Source organism: Candidatus Baltobacteraceae bacterium, from assembly GCA_036488875.1.
Lineage (GTDB): Bacteria > Vulcanimicrobiota > Vulcanimicrobiia > Vulcanimicrobiales > Vulcanimicrobiaceae > JAFAHZ01.
Genome location: DASXGW010000007.1, coordinates 151,369 through 171,229, shown reverse-complemented (window position 1 = coordinate 171,229; position 19,861 = coordinate 151,369). Strand labels below are relative to the sequence as shown.

The following is a 19,861-nucleotide window of genomic DNA, read 5'->3' as shown; positions in this document are numbered from 1 at the left end:
ATGGATAAGGAAACACCCCCATATCCATGGCCGGCCATCATCACGACGCTCGTCGTAGCGCTCGCCGTCTACGGCCTAGGCTTGCTCTATTCGATCGAGCGAGTCGCCGAGGCACGCAGCCAAGCCGCTGCCATCCAAGAAGGCAATGCGCAGCAAATGCGCCTCAGAGTCGACGGTTACTTTGCCCTGGCGTCCCAGTTGACCGACGTCACCGCGGCGACCGTGGGCGCGCAAACCGGGCCCTACACCGCCGCGCAGACGCTTGCGCAGCTGTTTTCGGCCACCAATCCGTCGCTCGTTGCCGGCATGGGTGCGTACTACTCGCAGGGCTATCCGCCATCGATTCGGTTGAGCCGCTCGCGCAACGCTCGGCTTGCCGCGGATTATAGCCAGCGTCCGTGGTTCAAAGGGGCACTTGCGGATCCGGGGAAAGCGGTCTTTACGCGAGCCGATCCACCCTCTGGTACGCCGTTCGTTGCGGTGAGCGAAACCATCGGTTCCACCTCGCCGGCGGGCGTGGTCATGATCGAAACGTCGCATGCGAAACTCGGTTCTTTGCTCGCGCGCGCGAGCGACGCCCTCGACAGCGCCTGGATTACCGATTCGGCCGGGAACGTCATTGCCGGTTCGACGCCGCCGCCCACGATGGCGATCGACGCCGCGCTGACTAGACAGCTCGACGCCGCTCCGTGGAGCTTGCAGGTCGCGTCGCACTTCGCCGCCGTCGACAGCGCGCAAGCCAGCGCGCTCGCGATCGACGTTCCGCTGACCATTGTCGCGTGGGGCGGCGCGCTGCTCGTGATCTTCGTGCTGCTGCGCCTCCGCAAGCTGCAGCTGCGCGCGGCGGCTCTCCAAAAATCGGCCGTGCGCGACACGCTGACCGGTCTCTACAACCGGGCGTACGTGCTGTGGCGCCTCAAAGAAGCGCTTCGCTCGTTCGCGGTAAGTCACAATCCGTTCGGAGTGCTCTACATCGATCTCGACCGCTTCGCCGTGGTCAACGACAGCCTTGGACATTCCGTCGGCGACGAGCTCCTGTGCGCGATTGCAAAGCGGCTCGAAGACGGCTTGCCGCAAGGCGTGGAGATCGGCCGGATCGGCGGCGACGAGTTCGTCGCGTGGGTTCCTCCGGGCAGCGATCTCGATAAGTGCGAGACGATCTCGCAAATGATCTTCTCGCACATGCGCCAACCGTTCCGGGTCGGCGACCGCGACATTTACATCAGCGCTTCGATCGGCATCGTCGTCGCGGCGCAGCGCTACGGGAAGGCCGACGAGCTCCTCCGCGACGCCGACATCGCGATGTACGCGGCCAAGCGCGCCGGACGCAACCGTCTGGCGATCTTCGACGAATCGATGCGCGAACAAGTGCTGGCGCGTCACACCATGGAAAGCGCGCTTCACCGCGCGATCGCATCGTCGCAGATCTTCGCGCGCTACCAGCCGATCGTGAATCTCGCCAGCGGCGAGATCGTCGCCGTCGAAGCGCTGGCGCGCTGGATGGACGAGCGAGGAACGCTCATCCCGCCGGATCTTTTCATTCCGCTGGCCGAGCAGTGCGGCGCCATCGATGCCATCGACTGGGTGGTGCTCTCGCGCGCCTGCTCCGACGTGCGCGGCATGCAGCGTTTTCTTCCGGGCCTCACCGTCAGCGTCAATCTCTCGGCGGCGCGGTTGAATCAAACCGACTTGGTCAAGCGCATTCGCAAAGTCCTCGAGCAGAGCGAGCTCGAGCCCACCGCACTCAAGTTCGAGGTGACCGAGTCGGCCATCATGGAGAGCCCCAAGGATAGCCTCGTCGTGCTCAACGAACTCTGCGAGTTCGGTTCGCACGTCGTGATCGACGACTTCGGCACCGGACATTCGTCGCTGAGTTACGTGCAGCGCCTGCCCGTCGCCGGCCTGAAGATCGACCGCTCGTTCATCACGCCGATCGTGAAAGATCGCCAGTCGCTGGCGATCGTACAGGCCATCGTCGCGCTAGCGAAGACGCTCGATATCTACGTCGTGGCCGAAGGCGTCGAAGACGCGGCGCAAGCCGAGCGTCTGACCGAAGCGGGCGTCGATTACGCCCAGGGATTCTACTTCGCGCCGGCGCTGGAGATACGCGCCCTGCAGACGTTCGTCGAGTCGCGCAAAGGCGCGCTGCTTAGCGAGCCTGCGTAACGACGCGGCACACTTTCGCGACGCCGGACACTTCCAACACCTTGGCGACCGGGCCGGCCGTTACGAAAATCGTCTCGGGCGGTAAACCACGTTCGCGGCGCGTGCGACTGAAAAGCAGCAGCTCCATGATGCACGCCGAGTCGACGTATGAAACGTTCGTGAAGTCGACGATAACCTCGTGCTCGGCCTGGGCCGCCGCGAGCTTACTCTTGAACTCGCGCTGATCCGTCAAGTCGTACTCGCCTGCGAACGAAATGGTGGTCGCCATTACGAAGAGGGGGCTAGGACAACCATCGTATCGCCGCCGTCGGAGGGGAGCGAAATCCGCCGTACGGCATAGTCCACCGCGCCGTCGCGCTCGCGCAACGCAACGTGCTCCGGCCGCGACAGCCATTTCTCGCCGACCGCCGGCAAGGCACCGCCGTTGTGCCGCACCATCTCCGCATATCGTTTGGACGCCAGCGATACATTCGAGTCTTTGTCGACGATACACATGATCAGCGGGGCGTGTTCGACCACGGCACGCAACGTGCCGAGCGTTCTCACCGCGTGATCGAGTTGTTTTTCGCGCTCCTGCACCGCTTGTTCCAGGTCGGAGCTCCGCGACGCGAGCTCTTCGTTGGTGGTGTTGAGCTCTTCGACCGTTGCGTGCAGCTCCTCGTTGAGCGTTTCGAGCTCTTCGCTGGTCGCCTGCATCTCTTCGTTGAGCGTCTCGACCTCTTCGGCCGACGCCTCGGCCTCCTCGGCCGCGATCATCAGGTGCTCGTTGGTGTTGCGCAGATCGATATTTGCCGAACTGAGCTCTTCATTGGCTTGCACGAGCGCGTGCTGGTGGCCGGCCAGCTCGCTCGTCTGCCGCGTCAGTTGCTCGATCGCGGCGCGGCTCTCCGCGTTTTCTTTTTCGAGCTCCCGTCGCCGCTTCGCTTGATACGTCACGTCGAAGATAACGACGACCACCCCTTCGGTTCGCCCTTCCTTGCTCGCGACCCGATCGGGATAGCAGGCGATCTGCAGGCAGCGTTGCTCGATCTCACCCGGATCGCGCAAATTCACTTCGAAGGGCGCGGTCGGCATCGCACCGCGAAACGCGGTGTCCAGCTGCGCTTTGAGCTCCAATCCCGGAAGCTGCGCGATATGGATGAGATCGTCGCCGATTCCTTGCCCCGCGACGCCCAACAGCGTGCGAGCCGCCTGATTGATCGTAACGATGTCGTAATGGCGATCGACGACGACGATTCCAATATACGATTCGAAGAGAAACGCCCCCAGGCGGTCGATCATCGACCAGCGCGGAGGCATCCCTTCGTGCGTGGTCTCGCGGGGATGAGACGGCCGAATAGCGCCCAGCCGCAGCGGCCGATCGTGATGCCGCAGACTTTCAAGAGCAACGGGCGCCGGAATCATGAGCCGCTCGCCTTGGCGGCGATACACTTTGAGCGCTGGTTGCGCGGCGGCGAAGTATCGTGGAAGCGGCGACGTCGTCTCGGCCTTGCCGAGGACCAGATAACCCGATTGACGGAGCGAAAACGCGAAGAGCTGCAAGGTGCGCTGCTGGAGTTCTTTCGTGAAGTAAATCAGCACGTTGCGGCACATAATCAGATCGATGTGCGGGAACGGAGCGCGCTGTCCGAGATCGTACTCGCCGAATACCGTGAGATTCCGAATGTCCTTACGGACTTGAAAAGCGCCGTCGACGCGAGTGAAATACTTTTCGATCAGCGCCGGCGGCAGCTCTTCGAATGCCGCGGCCGGATACACGCCGCGCCGGGCAAAATCGATCGCGTGATGGTCCAAGTCGGTCGCAAAGATGCGAACCGGCAGCTTGTCGACATCGTTGCCCAGCAGTTCTGCGAGCAGAATGGCCAACGAATACGCCTCTTCTCCGGTCGAGCAGCCGGCAGACCACAAGCGCAGCTCGCGCTGGCCTTCACGCGCCTCGGCGATCAGCTCGGGAAGTACGGTCTCCCGCAGGTACTCAAAGAGCGCCGGGTCGCGAAAGAAACCCGTAACCTTGATGAGGAACGAGCTGACCAGCTGCTGATAGGCCTCGGGGTGCGTGTTGAGGTGCCGCATATAGTCCGCTACCGACTTGGCGTTGGCGGCCGCAATCAAGCGCATCAATCTGCGGCGAATCGTCGCGGGCTTATACTGGCGAAAATCGATACCCGATCGCGTGCGGACTTGACCGAGCAGCACTTCGACCGATTGAGAATCGAAGATGTTGCCGTCGCCTGGTGCCGCCAGCACGCCCAAGAGTCCCGCAATCTCTTCGATGCGGGACGTAAAGTCGACGTAGTTCGTCGGAATCGCGCGCGGCAAGGCCGGATACGCGGCCGATTCGGCCTCCTGCACGACCACCGTTCCTCCGAACTCTTTGATCCTGCGCACGCCCGCAACGCCGTCGGTGCCCATGCCGGTAAGAATGACGCCGATCACGTGATCGCCGTATGCGTGCGCCGCCGATTCGAACAGACCGTCGATCGACGGGACCGGATGCCCGGGTTGGCGCGCAACCGAGAGCACTCGCCCGTTTTCGATCGCAAGATTCTGGCCGGGTGAAGCAAGGTAGATCCATCCGGCTTCTAACTCACCGTCACCGTCCGCAACCATGTGAATTTTCAAGCGCGTCTGGCGCTGCAAAATCTCACCGAGCCGTCCGGCTCCTTTCGGATCGGCGTGCTGAGCGACGACGATCGGTGCCGGGAAGTTCTCGGCCAGCGCCCCGACGAGCCGCGCGAGTGCGTCAATGCCGCCGGCTGAAGCGCCGACGACGACGATGCACTTGTTCTCGGCTTGGTCGCTCACCATGAGGCTATTGCGTCTTAGCTGCTCGGTGCCTGCGTCACGACGACGGCTAGTCCGGGCGGTCGCAAATCCTCGACTGCCTCGGTGAAGCTCGAAAAACCATCACCTTCTTGTGCCATCCACCCGTGCAACCGTTGGTCGGCAATCAGCAGCGCCGCCGGAGGGCCAATGGTCAGCGTGCCGCGCAACACGTCACCGCGTACCGCCACCGAGCCGCTTGGCCCAATCGACTCCAGGAGTACCGGCGCTGGAAAGCGCCGCCCGGCGTAACAGACGGTTCGGAGCAGCGTGTTGCACGTTGCGAGAAACGACGGCCCGTTGCCGCGCGTTTCCGCGAGGTACGCGGCAAGGTCGTCGCCGGCGAGTTCCCGCGGCCCTCGTTCGACGATGTCCGCGGCGCCACCCGATGCCGCCGCACCGATCGAGAGAATGCCGGTCACGGGGTCGATGATCTGATAATCCCACGGCACCGCGCAGCGGCGCGAGCGATAGACGGCGATCTCGAGGTTGCCGTGCCGTAGGCATTCCCACACGCCGTTACGATTGGGCAGCGCGAGACCGGTCGGAGCGTACAGCAACTCTTCGAAACGCGCGGTGACCACCTTCGAGAAGCGCTCGAGCCCGTCGAAGACGCACGGGTCGACCGGCTCGTCGCGCGACACGCAAACGAGAGCGCCGAGCCGGCGTTCGCCGTGACGAAGCGGCACCGTGGCGGTCGAAACGGGACCCAGCTGCTCCAAGGATCGCCAGACAAGCCGGTCATCGGACATCTCGTTGTAAAAACGCTCGTCGGCGACCAACTGGAAGAGCGGCGCGTCGTTTAAGAATGCCTTCGGAACGTGGCTTAGGATAGGCCGGCGCGACGGCGGATACTCGGCGGCGTACAACGCTCCCGCCTCGGAAAGCAGATGCGTACAGGCCCAGCCGTGCATGACGTCCGCGGCGTGCATTGCCGACGCATTCGATAGCTCCGCGGGCGTCCGCACCGTCGCCAGCGCCGCTTCGGCCGCCGTCAGCATCGAGTTCACGCGGCTTTTGCGGTGCTGCGGGATCCCTCGCACGAAACGCTTAATTGCAGCGAAGACCTCGGACTCGGCAGCGTCGTGCGAGATCGCTCCGTCGATAAGGCCCTGCGCTTGCAAACGGCGCGGGTCGTCGCCGAAGGCGACGACCTTAAGCTCGCTGTGCGCCTTGGCGTGCAGCTCGACGAGCGCACGAAACGGATCGACTACGTGCTCCGCGTCGAACAGCATCATATCGGGCCGAATCCGATCGATCGCGTTGCGAAACTCGTGCGCGTTGGCGACCGCGTGCATCGACCAGCCGCGGCGCGAGAGCATCGCATCGATCGCCGTTTGCAGTGCGGGACAGAGCGCAAAGCCGACGAAGCGCGGATCGACCGGTGCCAGCGGCACGTCGGCAGAGACGTCGGAATCGGCGGCGGCGCGGCGCACCGACAGCTCTTGCAGCGCGTCGAGGTACGCGCGCTCTTCGTCGCTTTTCGGGCCCGCTTCCATGAGGGCTAAGACGACGACATATCTACCGTACTCACCGTACTCACCGTACTCACCGTACTCAAACGGAATGGCGATGGCTTCTTGCGCCGCACGCGGATGCTCGATCCAGCGTGGCCGCATTTCGGCGAACAGACGGCTTAGCGGCCAGCGGCTCCACACGCGCGCAGAACCGATCGTCGAGGCCACGGCAACGAACTGCTGCCGCGGCGCGGAAGCCGTCAGAATGACGCTTCCTACGAACAATGGATTGCCGTCGCTCAGGGCCGCTACGAGCGCCGGTACCTTCGAGCGTTGCTGGGATGCGCGGCGGACGGCACGCAGTACCGCCGCGAGGCCGGCTAGAGCCGAGCTCATGCTTCGTTAAGCGACCTAAGAACGGCGCCGCAAACAGGCGCCGTTCTGACGCAGAAACGTGCCGAGCGCGGCGGGAGTGACGCGACGGAAAAGCTGCCGCAGCGCGACTTCGATCACGGAGCTTTCGCTGACGCGATGCTCGAATGCAATGTCGCGAAGTTGATCTCCGACGTCTTGCGAAAGATTGACGGTGAAGCGCATCGCGTTGGCGGCGGCTCCAAGGTTCGCCGAAAGTTCGGCGTGCTGCGCGGTCGTCCGGAACTGACGGGCCATAGCATTTCCTCTTTCTTTCTCTACTGTGAGGAAGATTCGACCTCACCTCCCCCCGAGGCTCCTTACCCCTAAAGATTGCCAAGCTTTGACCCCGAGCAGAGCGTATGCACGCCCGGCTGCTACGCACGCATCGAGTAAGGGAACACCTTGTTCGATGAAGCACGCGCACATCCGGTGGCTGGCGGTGGCGCTCAGCGTGGTGGTCCTTCTGGCCGGAGTTGCGTTCGCTCAGCGGCAGGCCCTCGCTCGCATCGCAATTGTGGCGGCGGCGCGCGCGTTCGTGCACATGGATGTCGCCTTCGGCGCGTCGTCGATCACCCTGCACGAAGCCCGGTTTTCGAACCTCGTCGTGACCTCGCCGCGGGGCGAACCGATCGCTCGCGCCGAGAGCGCGTCGGTCGGCTACGACTTGCACGCGCTCCTCGCCGGGAGCCGCCTTTACGGGTTGACCTCGCTCGAGATCGTCAAACCGCAGATCGTCGTAATTCGGCACGCCGACGGAAGCTACAACGTGCCGATTCCAAAGCTTCCCTCGGGACCCAAACGCCGGCAAGCGCCGCTGCGCGCCGCCGCGTCGATTCGCGACGGTTCGGTCGACGTGATCGATGAAGGACGCGTCGATCCGCATCAGCGCCATCTGTACGTACGCGACTTCCAGGCCGCCGGCACCTTCGATCAGACCGCCCTTTCGCGCTACCGCGTTTCGTTGAACTACGGAGAACGCGCGGGCGAGCTCTATCCGATTCGCGGAACGGGCCGCGTCGACGCGCGCAGCGGTTACGGATTGCAGCGTTGGACCGCGGCCTACGTACCGATTGCCGGCGCCGTCGACTTCGCGTTGAGTTCGCCGAGCCTGCACGTTGCGGCGGGACACTTACAAGGTGTCGACGCGCGCGTCTTCGACGTTCCGGAAAGCGGCGCGACGCAGTCGCATATCGCGGCGACGGCGCAGTTGGCCGGCGCACGCATCGCAATCGGCGGCCTCACCAAACCGGTCGACAACGTGCGCGGGCGCCTCGACGTTGACGAAGGCGGCCTTTCGATCGCCCGGCTCGACGCGACCTTGGCCGGCATCCCGGTCGTCGTGCGGGGCGGCGCGTTCTTACGGAACGGCGTACAAGCGCGGCTCGCCATTGAGGGAAGCGCCGATCTGGCTCAGCTGCGCGGCGCGTTCGCGCAAGCGTCGCGCCTGCCGATGAGCGGACCGGTCGCGTTTAGCGTGCTGGCCGAAGGCTTCGTTTCCAAACCGCTCGAGTGGATCTCCATTCGCTCGCCGCACGCAACCTACGCGGGGAGAACGGTAGAACGCACCGACGGTCTCGTCGCCTTCGACGGTCAGGAAGCCGACATCGCGCACTTCTCCTCGACTTACGACGGCATCGCGTTCGACGCGCGCGGCCGCGTGGCGATGCAGCGGCGCGCCGGCGCGATCGAGATGCTGGCCGGCGCCGCCGTTCCGTCGAGCGCGATTCCCTTCGGCGCGAAGATTGTGCCGGGGCTGTCGCTCGACGCGCTCGCGCTGGCAACCGCCGACGATCCCAAACGTATCGCGACGCGCGGCGTTATCACCGGCGCCGGCGCCGGCGAATCGCTGGCCGGCACGTTCGACGTCGCGGCCAACGGCACGGGTTCGATCGGGCCGATCGTCGTGTCGCAAGGCAACGGCCGCGACCTGTACGTTCGCGCCGCCATCGATCGTCCGAACGATCGCGACGTTGCCGTGCTCGACGCGCATCGGTTCGCCGCGGGCAGCGTCGGCGCAATCGACGCACACGGCATTATCGCATTGCGCGGCCAGTCACTTGACGGAAATCTCAACGGGACCGCGGTGCGTCAGGGCGCGCGGTCGCAGGTCGTCGCGTCGCTGGGCGGAACGCTGCGCGCTCCGCGTCTGGCTGCATCGACCTACATCGCGGGCGAGCGATACGACAACTACGCCGTCAACGGTGCGGCCTCGATCGCGTTTGCCAACGGTACGCTCGCGATTCGCGACACGCTGGCGCAAGTCGGTCCTGCGTTCGTGACGGCGGACGGAACGATCGCCGGCATCATGGGTTCCGGTGCGACGCCGCACTACGATCTCGACGCGCACGTGGAATCGGCCGACGCCGCCGCGCTCGTTGCAGCGGCAAACGCGCGTCTTCCCGTCCCTATTGAAGGCAGCGTAAATGCCGATGTGCGCGTTACCGGTACGGCGTCGAACCCGTCCGTCGAGGGAACCGTCGACGCTCCCGAAGGCTCCGTCAACGGTTTGGCGTTTCGGAACTTGAGCGCGACGATCGCAGGTTCGACCAGCGCGATGTCGCTGGGAGACGGGCGCGTGGTCGTCGGCGACACGGCGATCGGTTTCTCCGGCGCGACGAGCCCCGGCGCGATGCGCGTCGCGGTCAGCGCACCGCGCGCGAATCTCGCCGACTTCAACGATTACTTCGACGCCGGCGACATGTTCGCCGGCAACGGCAGCGTGGCGCTCGATGCAACCACCGCCGGTAAAACGGTCGTCGCATCGACCGGAACGGCACATTTCACCGACGCGCGTTACCGCCGCATCGCGCTGGGCACCGTCAACGCGCGCTGGCACGATTCCCGCGGTGCGATTGCCGCCGACGCGTCGTTCGGCGGACCCACCGGCGTCGTCGCGGCGCACGTCGATCCGGGCATGAAGGTCGTCGCGACGGTGCGGCACGCCGATCTCGCAACGTGGCTGCCGATGCTCGGCATGAACGTACCGGTGACGGGCAAGCTCGACGCCGACGCAAACGTCTCCGGCCGCTATCCCGACGTCGCCGGACGCTTACGGGCAGCCGTTTTCGGCGGCACGGCCGGACGCATGCAGATCGAACGATTCGTGGTCGCCGCGTCAATCGACAACGGTCGCGGACGCGTCGATTCGGCGGTGCTGCAGCTGCCCGATCTGACGACCAACGTCGCGGGCACGTTCGGACTGCACGAGAACGACGCGTTTGCGATCGTCGCGCACACCAGGAGTCCCAATCTCGGCGCGCTCGCGAAAAACGTGACCGGCAGAGTATACGATCTGAGCGGCAGCCTCGACTCGACGCTCGCGGTCGGCGGCACGCTTGCCGACCCGCGGCTCGTCGACGACGTCGCGGTGAGCTCGCTGCGGTATGGAAAGTTCACGGTCGAGCGCGCGAAGGCGCGCGTCGCCGCAACGCGACGAACCGTTGCCGTCACCGGCGGGGAGGCCGATTTCAAAAAGGGTCGCGTGCTGCTGGCGGCCACGGCACCGCTGCACGTTTGGGCGCACGGCATCGCGCCGGGACGCGGCCCGATCGCCGCGACCTTAACGGTGCAAGATCTCGAAGGCGTCGACATCAGTGACGCGTTCCCGAAGGGCACCCACGTCGGCGGCCGGATTGACGGCACGGTGCGCGCGGGCGGTACGGCGGCGGCTCCGTCGCTCGCCGGCGCGCTGACACTGGCCAACGGCGCGTTCATCGGTCCGATCGAGCGCGCGCCGATCAAGAACGTCAAGGGGACGCTGCGCTTCGAAGGCACGCGCGTCGCGCTCGAGGGCATGCACGGCGACGTCGGCGGCGGCTCGGTCGCGGCCGACGGAACGGCTAGCGTGCGCAGTTGGCGATCGCTGCGCGACATCGCCTTTACGCTGCACCAGCGCGCCGAGAACGCGCACCTCGAGGTGCCATTGGGGTTCCAAGGCAACATCGATAGTGATATCTCGGTCGCGCGCAGCGACGGCAAACCAATCGAAATCGCCGGCAACGTCGACGTATCGAGCGCGCGAATTTCGCCGACGATGTTCTTCAATCCCAACTCGGCGAAGAAGCCTCCGCCTAAGCTTCCGGCGGTCGCCTTCAACGACTTCAAGGTGAAGGCCGGACCCGACGTGCGCATTCAAAGCAGCAACGTCGACGTCGGCGGAGCCGGCGATTTAACACTGTCGGGAACGCTCGCGCGTCCGGTGTTGGCGGGTGCGTTCAACGCGACCGGCGGCACGGTCGACTTCTATCATACGTTCACGGTGCAGCGCGCGAGCGTGCGTTTAGAGCCGGGCGGCAGCGGCATCAATCCCTACGTGAACGCGGTTGCGACGACGTACATTCCCGATCCCGCGACGGCGATCCGCATGCAGGTGACCGGGCCGGTTTCCGACATGAACCTCCAACTCGAGTCCGATCCGAACTACGACCGCGAGCAGATTCTCGGATTGCTCATCGGCGTCAATCGCATCGGTGCCGTGCGCGGCGTCTCGTCGGGTCAAACCGCCAGCGGCGGGTTCTCGATGGGCGGGGCCGCGGCCGGTCTGGCCCGCTCGCAAGTCAATACGGTCTTCACGCGCCAGCTGCTCGAACCGCTCTCGGCGTCGCTCGGATCGTCGCTCGGGTTCACCGATCTGCAAATCACCAACGATCTGCAAACCGGACTGGGACTCAACGCGGCCAAAGCCTTCGGGAAGAATCTCACGGCGACGTTCAACGAAAGCTTCGGCAATCCAAAGGAACAGGCGGTCGCGCTCGAAGCGCACCCGAGCATTGCGACCGGCATCCGCATGCGTATGTACAGCACGTCCGGTCCGTCGCTGACCGGCATCGCGGGCGCTGCGCAGCAGCCGTCGGTGGTGGGTCTGGACGCGCTCAACCTTAATCCGATGACCGCGATTGCGGCGGGGTCCGGCACCAACGGCATGGACCTCTCCTGGGTGCACAAATTCCCATGATCGCACTGATACTGCTGCTCGCCGCCGGCGTTGGATACGTCGACGTTGCCAAGCTCGTCACGCAGCATCCGCTCTATCCAGTGCTATCGCAGTACGACCGCGAAATCGCGGCGATGCGCTCGACGGAACACGTCGCGGGGCTGCGGACGATCGCCGCATCGGTGCGTAAAGATGCCGATGCGATGAGGGCCTCGACGACGAATGCCAATCGCCGCGCACAGTCCATGAGTGGGGCCAACGGCGCCGCATATCGATCGCGCGAACAGGCGTATCTCTCCGGAATGCAGTCGCAACGGATTCCCGCGAACGACACTGCGTCGTATCGCAGCGGCGCCGCGCGGTCCGGACAAGCCACGCTCGCCGCCTATCGCGCCGCCATGGCGCAACGAACGCAGCACGCGCTTGCGGCGCGCGCGCAACAGTTCCGGGAAAAGGAGTCAACGCTCGCCTTCGATCTCGAGAAGGCGCACGCCGGTCAACGGCTCATCCTGGCGACGAAACTGCGCAATTTGCATCTCGATAGGTCGAATCAAAAGGTACTAGGCGCGAAAATCGCCGCGCTCGATGCGAGCGTCGTCAGTGCCGTGGCCCAACGCAAGCGCTCCGACGACGCACAGCTCGGTGCCTACGCCGCGCAACTGCGCGCGCAAGAGAGCGCCGACGACGCGCGCATGGCCGCGACCGTTGCCCGCTCGACGACATTGAACGTCGCACAGCGCACGCAGCTTGCCGAATCGCTCCCGCCCGAGGCCGCCGCCCTTCGCGGTTACGATCCCGGCGCGGCCGCCGGCATCGGCAACGCGATCGCCAACGCCGGGAACGACCTGCACGGCCGCTTCGCCCAACTGCAAACCGTCGAGCATACCTCGCGCGCCGATACCGACGCCCGCATCGCCGCGCTGCAGGCGGCACGCCGGCAGCTCTACGATGCGATCCTCACGCAAATCCGCAACGACGCTTCACAGGTCGCGCGAAGACGCGACATGAGCGTCGTCATCTATCAGCGTGCCCCTTCATCCGGCGGCGTCGACCTTACCCCAGACGTTCGAAAAGAACTTACTCCTCGGCTTTGAGCTGCGCGGCCAGCTCGCCGTAGCGCTTGCGCCGCTCGGGCGGGATCGCGGGATATGTAAGTTTTAAGGACTCGAGCCTCTCGACGATCGTGCGTCCGATCAGTGCGCGAGCAAGCCACTTACGATCGGCCGGGATAACGTGCCACGGCGCCCACTCGGTGTTGGTGTGTTCGAGCATTTGCCGGTACGCGTGCGCGTAGGCGTCCCACTTCGCGTGCCCCGCGAGATCGGCGTCCGACGCCTTCCACATTTTGTCCGGCGTTTCCAAGCGCGCCAGCAGGCGTTCGCGCTGCTCTTCCTTCGACAGATTCAGGAAGAACTTCAGCACGATCGTGCCGCAGCGCGTCAGGTGGCGTTCGAACGCATTGATATCCTCGTAGCGATGCTCCCACACGCGATGGCCATTGGTCGCGCTCTCCTCTTTCAAAAGGTCCTGCTCGACGCGAACGACCAGGACTTCCTCGTAATACGACCCGTTGAAAATGGCGACGCGCCCGCGTTCCGGCAATACCTTACTTTCCCGCCACAAGAAATCGTGGCGCTCTTCCTCTTCCGAAGGCTTACGGAAGCCGTAGACGTTAACGCCTTGCGGGTTCATTCCGCACATCACGTGCTTGATGACGCCGTCCTTGCCGGCCGTATCCATGCCCTGCAGAACGATGAGCAGCGCGCGATTGGTTTGCGTCGCGAAGAGATCGTGCAGCTCGGCCAAACGCTCGACGTCCGCCGCCAAGATTTTCTTCGCGTCTTTCTTGTTTTTGAGATCCACGTTACCTCGGTTTCAGGCGCAGGCCGATGCAGAGGTTCATCGTCGTTGCCGGTAAGAACGGCAGCGGAAAATACGAGCGGCGCTCGACGGTAAAGTATCGCTCGAGCTCGGTGAGAACTTCGTGTGGAAGGTTGATGTGCTCGCGGGAATAGAGCCACTTGTACGAACCGCCGAACCGCCGCTTGTAGAATCGTTCGGCGGAGATCTTGCGCGCGAGCGAGTACGCGAAGCCGCCCTCGCAGGGAATCACGACGATCAGCCGCCCGGCCGGCTTGACGCAGACGCGGTGCAGCTCTTCGACCGCCGCCGGCAGATTCGGAAGATGCTCGAGAACGTGGATGGCCAGAATGCGGTCGATCGACCCGGCGGCAATCGCCATCGGTTCTTGACAGTCGGCCTGCAGCACGCGTATTTGGGGAAGCGCCGCCCGCAGCGCCTCGACGATGTTCGCACGAAGGTCGATCGCCGTGTAGTTGCGCAACTGTTCGGCGCTCAAGGTCTCGTAGTGCAGATGCTCGCCCAGGCCCGCACCGACTTCGAGCGTCGAAACGAACGGAAAATCGGAAACGGTAACGGGATAACCGTGACTGAATCGCTCGGCGATCGAGTAGTGCTGCCGAAGCTCCTCGAGCCACTCGCGCATGAACTCGTTGCTGATGCGCTCCTGCTCCGCCGTCAACGGCGCAAGCACCTTAGGCCACTTCGTCGACAACGACCGCTTCGCGCTGCGACGGCGCGCCGCGCTCCATCGTAAGCGCCCAACGAATGTGGGCGAGTTCCTTGAGATTGCGCAGCGAGCCGCTGCCGGGATTAAAACGCGTGTCGGCGTCGTTGCTCCAAAGGACGGGAAACTCCAAGATCCGATGCCCTTCCTTGAGCGCGCGCAAGATGACTTCAATGTCGAACATGAAGCCGTCGGTGACGATCTGTCCGAACAGGTGCTGCGCGATCGGCCTCCGGTAGATCTTGAAGCCGCATTGCGTGTCCGAAATGGAGGACGGAATACCGACCACCGTATACACGAGCATCCGAAAGATCTGCGAGCCCAATCGGCGGTAAAACGGCTGCGCCTTAACGATGCTGCCGCGCATGCGCCGCGAGCCGTGAGCGATGTCGCACATATCCAGCTCGAGCATCTTGAGGCCGATCACCGCTACGTCGTAGGGCACGCACAAGCCCGCGTCGGCAAACATGACGAAGTCGCCGCGCGCCTGAGCCATGCCGACGGCAATCGCGTGTCCCTTTCCGCGATTGCGTTGGTAGGAAACGACGCGCAGCACCGAATAGCTGCGCTGCAGGTCGCGTGCCGTTTGTGCCGTGCCGTCGGGAGATCCGTCGTCGACGAGAATGATTTCGCCGCCGATGTGGTTCGTGGCTAAAAACGCGTCGGCGGCTTCGACGTCCGCGGCGATTTTATGCGCTTCTTTATACGCCGGAATGACGATGCTGAGCGCGATGCGGTCGTCCACGAGCTATTATGTCGGCAAAGGACTGACGATCACCCGCGGCGGACCGCCGGGAAACATGCCGCCGCGTACCGGTACCGCGACCTTGCCGGCCGCACTAATCGCGTTGACGTCGTCGACGATGGCCGACGTCAGCTTATCGCTCGGCGGACAGTCGAGATCCGGAGAGGTCCAGCCGTGCCATCGCACGTGCGTGGAGGTTCCAAATGAGGCGCTCTTCATGCACGGTTCGACTCGCGGTTTGCCGGCACGCGCCGCTTTGAGGGCGGCAAAAAACCGGGCGGCCAGCGAGGGCGAGACGGTAAACGACTTGGGTGAAGCCGCCGCATTCGTGCGATTTTGATACGTGACCGACGCGCTGCCGTCGGACCAGACGTCGATCGTGTAGCCGGCCGTATTGGTCGATCCGGAGTCGACGATCGACGCTCCGTCGCGCGATGGGGCTGCCGCGGCACACACCGCGAGCAGCCCCATCGTCATCGCGACGGCGAACGTCGCCGTTCGAATCATCGCTTAGAGCGCGCCGAGACCCTTGGGCGAACCCCAGCCGCTCGGACCGTCGTAGCCCGGGCCTGCTTTGCAGATATACGCGATCGCTTTCTTGCAGATGAGTCCGGTTCGGGTGTCGCCGCTTTGCAGCGGGGGATTGAGCTTACCCGAATCGTTGAATCCGCTGGTGATGTCGTGGAAGCTGCTCTTGGAACTCGTCCAGATCCTTTGAGGAGCGCTCGATAGCGATCCCGCGTTACCGGCGAGCGCGTACATACCCGCGATTATCGGCGAACTTTCACTGGTGCCGCCGATGCCGATAATATACGCGTTCGGAAAGTGATAGAGTGCCGCACACGGAGTACAGGCTATCACGACGCCCGTGCCGGGATCCCCGTTGGCGGAAATATCGACCGCCGAGCGCTTCTTGCAACCCTTATCCTTTTGCCACGACGGTTTGGCAACCATGGCGGAGCAGCCGCTTCCGGTCGCGCCGTAGTTTTGCGTCCCGCTGCTGTTCGTAACGCGAAAATCTTGCCACACTTTCTCGCCTTGATACACGCCGTTGCTGACCATCAGCGACGTTCCGCCGACGCAAACGACGCCGGCGAATCCACATGGCTGCGATTCGGGACTGTTGCCGCCCTGGCTCACCGGCGCGCCCGCGCCGTCGTCACCCGCACTTGCCGTAATAACTTTGCCCGGGTGCGAATCGAACGTCGGGTAGGTCGGCAGAAACTCGGCCCCACCCCAGGAGTTGCTGACGATCGTGGCCGTCTTCAGAGCGGCGGTTACGCCGGCCACGAGATCCATGTCTTGCGTTGAATTGACTTGCACGAGCAGGATGTTGCAGTTTGGACACATTGCCGACACCATGTCGATGTCGAGCATTTGTTCGGCCATCCAGCCGGCGTTAGACCCCGAGGCCGCCGGGGGTAACTTTGCTCCGCCGCTTTGATTCACGATCTTGAAGCAGCCCTTACCGCACGCAGGCAAACCGGACAACTTTCGGTACAAACCAAGATCCCTAGCCGCGCCCTTATAGCCGCCCTTATAGCCGAATGCATCGACGACGGCAACGGTCACGCCCTTGCCGCCCGTTTGCGCCGCGCTCGTCACGCCGTAGGCTGCCTGCAAATCGGACGCCTCGTAGCAGCCCGGCTCGTGCTGGCACGACGAAGATCGCGGCAGCGTCGCATCCAGAGAGGCCGCGCTCAGAATCGCATAACACTCAAAGTGACCGCGCGCCGCCGCGGGGCACGCGCGATACCTCGGCACTTCCATCACTCGAAGTTCTTCTTGATTCATCGGAGTAAATTCCGAAACCGCGCTCGGAACTTGCGCGTTCGGCGCCGACGGTATGAGCGATTGCTGGAGCGACGAGTGACTGCACGCCGCCAGCGCCGCCGCTGCTACGGCAGCCATGGCGACAATGAGAAAACGCCTCACTGTGTGTACCTCCGGGAGTAGCTCTTAGAAGTTTGACGTGCCCTTGGGACTTCCCCAGCCCGTCGGACCATCGTAGCCGCTGCGGGCGACGCAGATGTAGGGGACGCTCGACGCGCACGGCCCGGTAACGGGCAGGTACACGTTGCTGCCTGTGACGACGTCGCGCAGGGCGTTGTGTTTCTGCCACAGCTCCATCGCGCCATGCCGGCTGGCGACGTTGCCCGCCAAGGCAAATGCCGCCGCGATCAACGGGGCTGCCAGGCTCGTTCCGCCGATGCCCGCCCACGGAGACGGCGTGGAAGGGCTTCTAAAGTTCGAGTTATAGACCGCAAACGGTGTGCGGACCGACGCGTCGGCGGAGACGTCCACCGACGACCGCATGCGGCAGCCTACGTCGTGCTGCCAGGCCGGCTTGGGAACGATCCGGCTGCACCCGCTCCCGGTCGCACCGCACGGCGCCGTGCCGCTGCCGCACTGGCGAAAGGCTTCGTCGTTCCAGACGGTCTCGGTCCACGCGGCTCCGCTGTGCGTTAGACGCGTTCCGCCGACGCACACGACCGTCGCCCACGAGCACGGAATCTGCGGGCCGCCCCGATTGGCGGGTCCGCCGGCCTGCTGCAAGCCCCCGCCCCCGAAATCGCCGGCGCTGGCGACGAGAGCGTAACCGTGCGACGGCAGGCCGGAGTTCGGCGACTGTCCCGACTCGGGGCCGCCCCACGACATGCTCACGATGTGGCTCCGGCGTAGCGCCGCCCCAACCGCCGTGGAAAGCGTTTGCGCATTGGTTGCCTCGACCAGCGTGATGTGACACAGCGGACACGCGGCGGAAACGGCGTCGAGATCGGTCGACTGTTCGTACAGCCAGCCGATACCCGTCGATGGCGGCTGCGCCGGCAACGGTGCCGTTGCGCCGAACTGATTGAGAATTTTTAAGCAGCCGTTGGCGGTGGTACACGGCGGCAGCTTCGCGGCTTTTCGGTACGCCGCTAAATCCGTCGCCGCTGCCCGGTAACCGTATGCGTCGACGATCGCGACCGTTTGACCGCGACCCCGGCTGACGTCGAGACCGTACGCCGACTGAATTTCGGACGGCGTGTAGCCGACATTGGCTGGAACTCCGTCGCCTCGCGCAACCGCGACGAGATCGGTGCGGATCCAGCCGAAGCAGCGAAACGTATGGCGCGGCGACGGCGGACACATCGGCCGCGCGGCGCTGGGCGTCGTCATCGGATAGTAGCCGTTGGCGGGCGTCAATCCGGCGTCGAGATCGTCGATCGGCTGTGCGAGCGTCGTACTCTCGGGCGTCGACGGCAGCATGCCGCCGCCGGACGAGTGTCCCGAACACGCGGTCATCGCAACGAGAATGGCGAGCGCGAGCAAACGGCGCTGCATTAGAGATCTCCTGTTCCGTTGGGTGTGCCCCAGCCGCTCGGTCCGTCGTAACCGGGGCCGGCGACGCAGATGTACGTAGCGCTCGACGCGCACGCACCGGTGAGGGGAGGATCGATGTTCGTTCCTTTGACGACGTCGTTGAGCGCGCCGTGCTTCTGCCAAATCTCCTTGGCGCCATGGCGCGTCGAAGCGTTTCCGGCGAGCGCGAACATACCGGCGATCAACGGCGCGGAGAGGCTCGTTCCACCGAACGGCTGCCATCCCGAACCGTAGAGCTTCTTGAAGAGCGCGCTATAGATGGCAAACGGCGCGAACGGACTCGCGGTCGCGGCGATATCGGTTTCGCTGCGCCACGTACAGCCTTTGTCGGTTTGCCACGACGGCTTGTGAACAATCTGGCTGCAGCCGCTTCCCGTTGCTCCGCACGATGACGAGCCGCTGCCGCACGAGCCGTCGGCAAGATCGTTCCACACGACTTGATGCCATTTTCCGTTCTTGTGCGTTAGCCGCGTGCCGCCGACGCACACGACGTTGGCGTAGGCGCACGGCATTTGCGGACCGCCGTAGTTCACACCGCTGTAGTAGCTGGCACCGCCGCCGTAGTCGCCGGCGCTCGCGACGTACACGTGCCCGGGCTGCTCGAACGCCTTGGGCGCCGCCGGCAGCGCTTCCCCGCCGCCGTAGGAGTTGGTGATGACGTTGGCTCCCAAACGCGCCGCCGTCGCGGCGGCTCTATACAGCGAGTTGCTGTACTGTTTGCTCGCCTGCAGCAGCACGATCTTGCACTTCGGACACGCAGCGGATACCGCGTCGAGATCGAGCGTTTCTTCAAACGCCCATCCGATTGTATTTGACGACGTCTTCGGCTGCGGCGGAAGCGGCGACGGCTGTCCGTCTTCGTTGAGGATGCGCAAGCATCTGTTGTCGATCGTGCACGGCGGTAGACCCGCGGCTTGGCGATACGTCGCAAGATCCGATTCCGCCGTGTCGTCGCCGAACGCGTCGACGATCGCGACGGTCTGACCGCCGCCTTTGCTCGTATCGAGACCATACGCGTCGGCGATCTGCGCGGGCGTGTACCCGACGCCTTTGGGAATGCCTTTCCCATACTGCGCTTGCGGGTGCAGATCGGTGCGCATCCACGCAAAACAGCGCATCTCGCCGGGCGCCTCGGCGGGCGGGCACACCGGACGCATCGCGGCGGCGCTCGCGAGCGGATAGTAACCGTCGTCGGGACCGAGCCCCTCGGAGTTAGGCGCGAGAATACCCCGCCCCGGAAGCGCTCCGGAACAGGCGGCCAACGCACCAATGCACGAAATGGCAACGGCGCGTACGATCAAACCAATCAAAAACGGGCCTCCCGCAGAGGAGCATTTTAGCATGCCGCGGCGTCCATACCTATGGGTTTA

Annotated in this window: 14 protein-coding genes; 3 read left to right on the top strand and 11 right to left on the bottom strand. The window is 64.4% G+C overall.

The window, feature by feature from the left end; genetic code table 11:
• Positions 1-2,166 (top strand): EAL domain-containing protein, encoded by a 2,166-nt coding sequence (locus tag VGG89_09980; GenBank protein ID HEY1976864.1) that lies wholly within the window; start codon positions 1-3, stop codon positions 2,164-2,166.
• Here the strand turns inward: VGG89_09980 and VGG89_09975 are convergent.
• The 4 genes from VGG89_09975 to VGG89_09960 are packed head-to-tail and all read right to left on the bottom strand — an operon-like array spanning position 2,150 to position 7,115.
• The gene (locus tag VGG89_09975) at positions 2,150-2,434 is read right to left on the bottom strand and encodes an STAS domain-containing protein (GenBank protein HEY1976863.1); all 285 of its coding nucleotides are present in this window, start codon (positions 2,432-2,434) and stop codon (positions 2,150-2,152) included. The two genes, VGG89_09980 and VGG89_09975, sit on opposite strands and share 17 nt — an antisense overlap.
• The gene (locus VGG89_09970; protein ID HEY1976862.1) at positions 2,434-4,974 is read right to left on the bottom strand and encodes a CheR family methyltransferase; all 2,541 of its coding nucleotides are present in this window, start codon (positions 4,972-4,974) and stop codon (positions 2,434-2,436) included. The genes VGG89_09975 and VGG89_09970 overlap by 1 nt, the downstream gene beginning before the upstream one ends.
• A gap of 14 nt (positions 4,975-4,988) precedes the next feature.
• Positions 4,989-6,842, bottom strand: a complete 1,854-nt coding sequence (locus VGG89_09965) for a hypothetical protein (GenBank protein ID HEY1976861.1) — start codon at positions 6,840-6,842, stop codon at positions 4,989-4,991.
• Positions 6,843-6,857: 15 nt separating this feature from the next.
• Positions 6,858-7,115, bottom strand: coding sequence for a hypothetical protein (locus VGG89_09960; protein ID HEY1976860.1), 258 nt, complete (start codon positions 7,113-7,115; stop codon positions 6,858-6,860).
• 154 nt (positions 7,116-7,269) lie between these two features.
• On the opposite strand from VGG89_09960, the gene VGG89_09955 reads away from it, so the two are divergent.
• Both VGG89_09955 and VGG89_09950 read left to right on the top strand, forming a co-directional pair.
• Entirely contained in the window at positions 7,270-11,814 is a 4,545-nt protein-coding gene (locus VGG89_09955) for a translocation/assembly module TamB domain-containing protein (GenBank protein HEY1976859.1), read from the top strand.
• Positions 11,811-12,887, top strand: a complete 1,077-nt coding sequence (locus tag VGG89_09950; GenBank protein HEY1976858.1) for a hypothetical protein — start codon at positions 11,811-11,813, stop codon at positions 12,885-12,887. Before VGG89_09955 ends, VGG89_09950 begins: the two co-directional genes overlap by 4 nt.
• Here VGG89_09950 and VGG89_09945 read toward each other — a convergent pair.
• Genes VGG89_09945 through VGG89_09915 form a run of 7 tightly spaced genes read right to left on the bottom strand, consistent with a single transcriptional unit; the run spans position 12,871 to position 19,801 of the window.
• Complete coding sequence (locus tag VGG89_09945) at positions 12,871-13,656, bottom strand: PPK2 family polyphosphate kinase (GenBank protein ID HEY1976857.1); 786 nt, start codon at positions 13,654-13,656, stop codon at positions 12,871-12,873. The genes VGG89_09950 and VGG89_09945 overlap by 17 nt on opposite strands.
• Position 13,657: 1 nt before the next feature.
• The gene (locus VGG89_09940; GenBank protein HEY1976856.1) at positions 13,658-14,347 is read right to left on the bottom strand and encodes a class I SAM-dependent methyltransferase; all 690 of its coding nucleotides are present in this window, start codon (positions 14,345-14,347) and stop codon (positions 13,658-13,660) included.
• A 1-nt stretch (position 14,348) separates the two neighbouring features.
• Positions 14,349-15,125 carry a glycosyltransferase gene (locus VGG89_09935; GenBank protein HEY1976855.1) on the bottom strand — a complete coding sequence of 259 codons (777 nt, stop codon included), beginning with the start codon at positions 15,123-15,125 and terminating at the stop codon, positions 14,349-14,351.
• 6 nt (positions 15,126-15,131) lie between these two features.
• On the bottom strand, positions 15,132-15,632 hold the full coding sequence (locus VGG89_09930; GenBank protein ID HEY1976854.1) for a hypothetical protein: 501 nt from the start codon (positions 15,630-15,632) through the stop codon (positions 15,132-15,134).
• Positions 15,633-15,635: 3 nt separating this feature from the next.
• A complete protein-coding gene (locus VGG89_09925) occupies positions 15,636-17,060 on the bottom strand; it encodes a S8 family serine peptidase (protein HEY1976853.1) in 1,425 nt (474 codons plus the stop codon).
• 24 nt (positions 17,061-17,084) lie between these two features.
• Positions 17,085-18,452 (bottom strand): S8 family serine peptidase, encoded by a 1,368-nt coding sequence (locus VGG89_09920; GenBank protein HEY1976852.1) that lies wholly within the window; start codon positions 18,450-18,452, stop codon positions 17,085-17,087.
• Positions 18,452-19,801, bottom strand: coding sequence for a S8 family serine peptidase (locus VGG89_09915; protein HEY1976851.1), 1,350 nt, complete (start codon positions 19,799-19,801; stop codon positions 18,452-18,454). The genes VGG89_09920 and VGG89_09915 overlap by 1 nt, the downstream gene beginning before the upstream one ends.
• Positions 19,802-19,861 lie beyond the last annotated feature (60 nt).

Bases quoted from the DNA above. Each gene is read 5' to 3' on its own strand.
- VGG89_09980 (HEY1976864.1), top strand. From the start codon at position 1: ATGGATAAGGAAACACCCCCATATCCATGGCCGGCCATCATCACGACG.
- VGG89_09975 (HEY1976863.1), bottom strand. From the start codon at position 2,434: ATGGCGACCACCATTTCGTTCGCAGGCGAGTACGACTTGACGGATCAG.
- VGG89_09970 (HEY1976862.1), bottom strand. From the start codon at position 4,974: ATGGTGAGCGACCAAGCCGAGAACAAGTGCATCGTCGTCGTCGGCGCT.
- VGG89_09965 (HEY1976861.1), bottom strand. From the start codon at position 6,842: ATGAGCTCGGCTCTAGCCGGCCTCGCGGCGGTACTGCGTGCCGTCCGC.
- VGG89_09960 (HEY1976860.1), bottom strand. From the start codon at position 7,115: ATGGCCCGTCAGTTCCGGACGACCGCGCAGCACGCCGAACTTTCGGCG.
- VGG89_09955 (HEY1976859.1), top strand. From the start codon at position 7,270: ATGAAGCACGCGCACATCCGGTGGCTGGCGGTGGCGCTCAGCGTGGTG.
- VGG89_09950 (HEY1976858.1), top strand. From the start codon at position 11,811: ATGATCGCACTGATACTGCTGCTCGCCGCCGGCGTTGGATACGTCGAC.
- VGG89_09930 (HEY1976854.1), bottom strand. From the start codon at position 15,632: ATGATTCGAACGGCGACGTTCGCCGTCGCGATGACGATGGGGCTGCTC.
- VGG89_09920 (HEY1976852.1), bottom strand. From the start codon at position 18,452: ATGCAGCGCCGTTTGCTCGCGCTCGCCATTCTCGTTGCGATGACCGCG.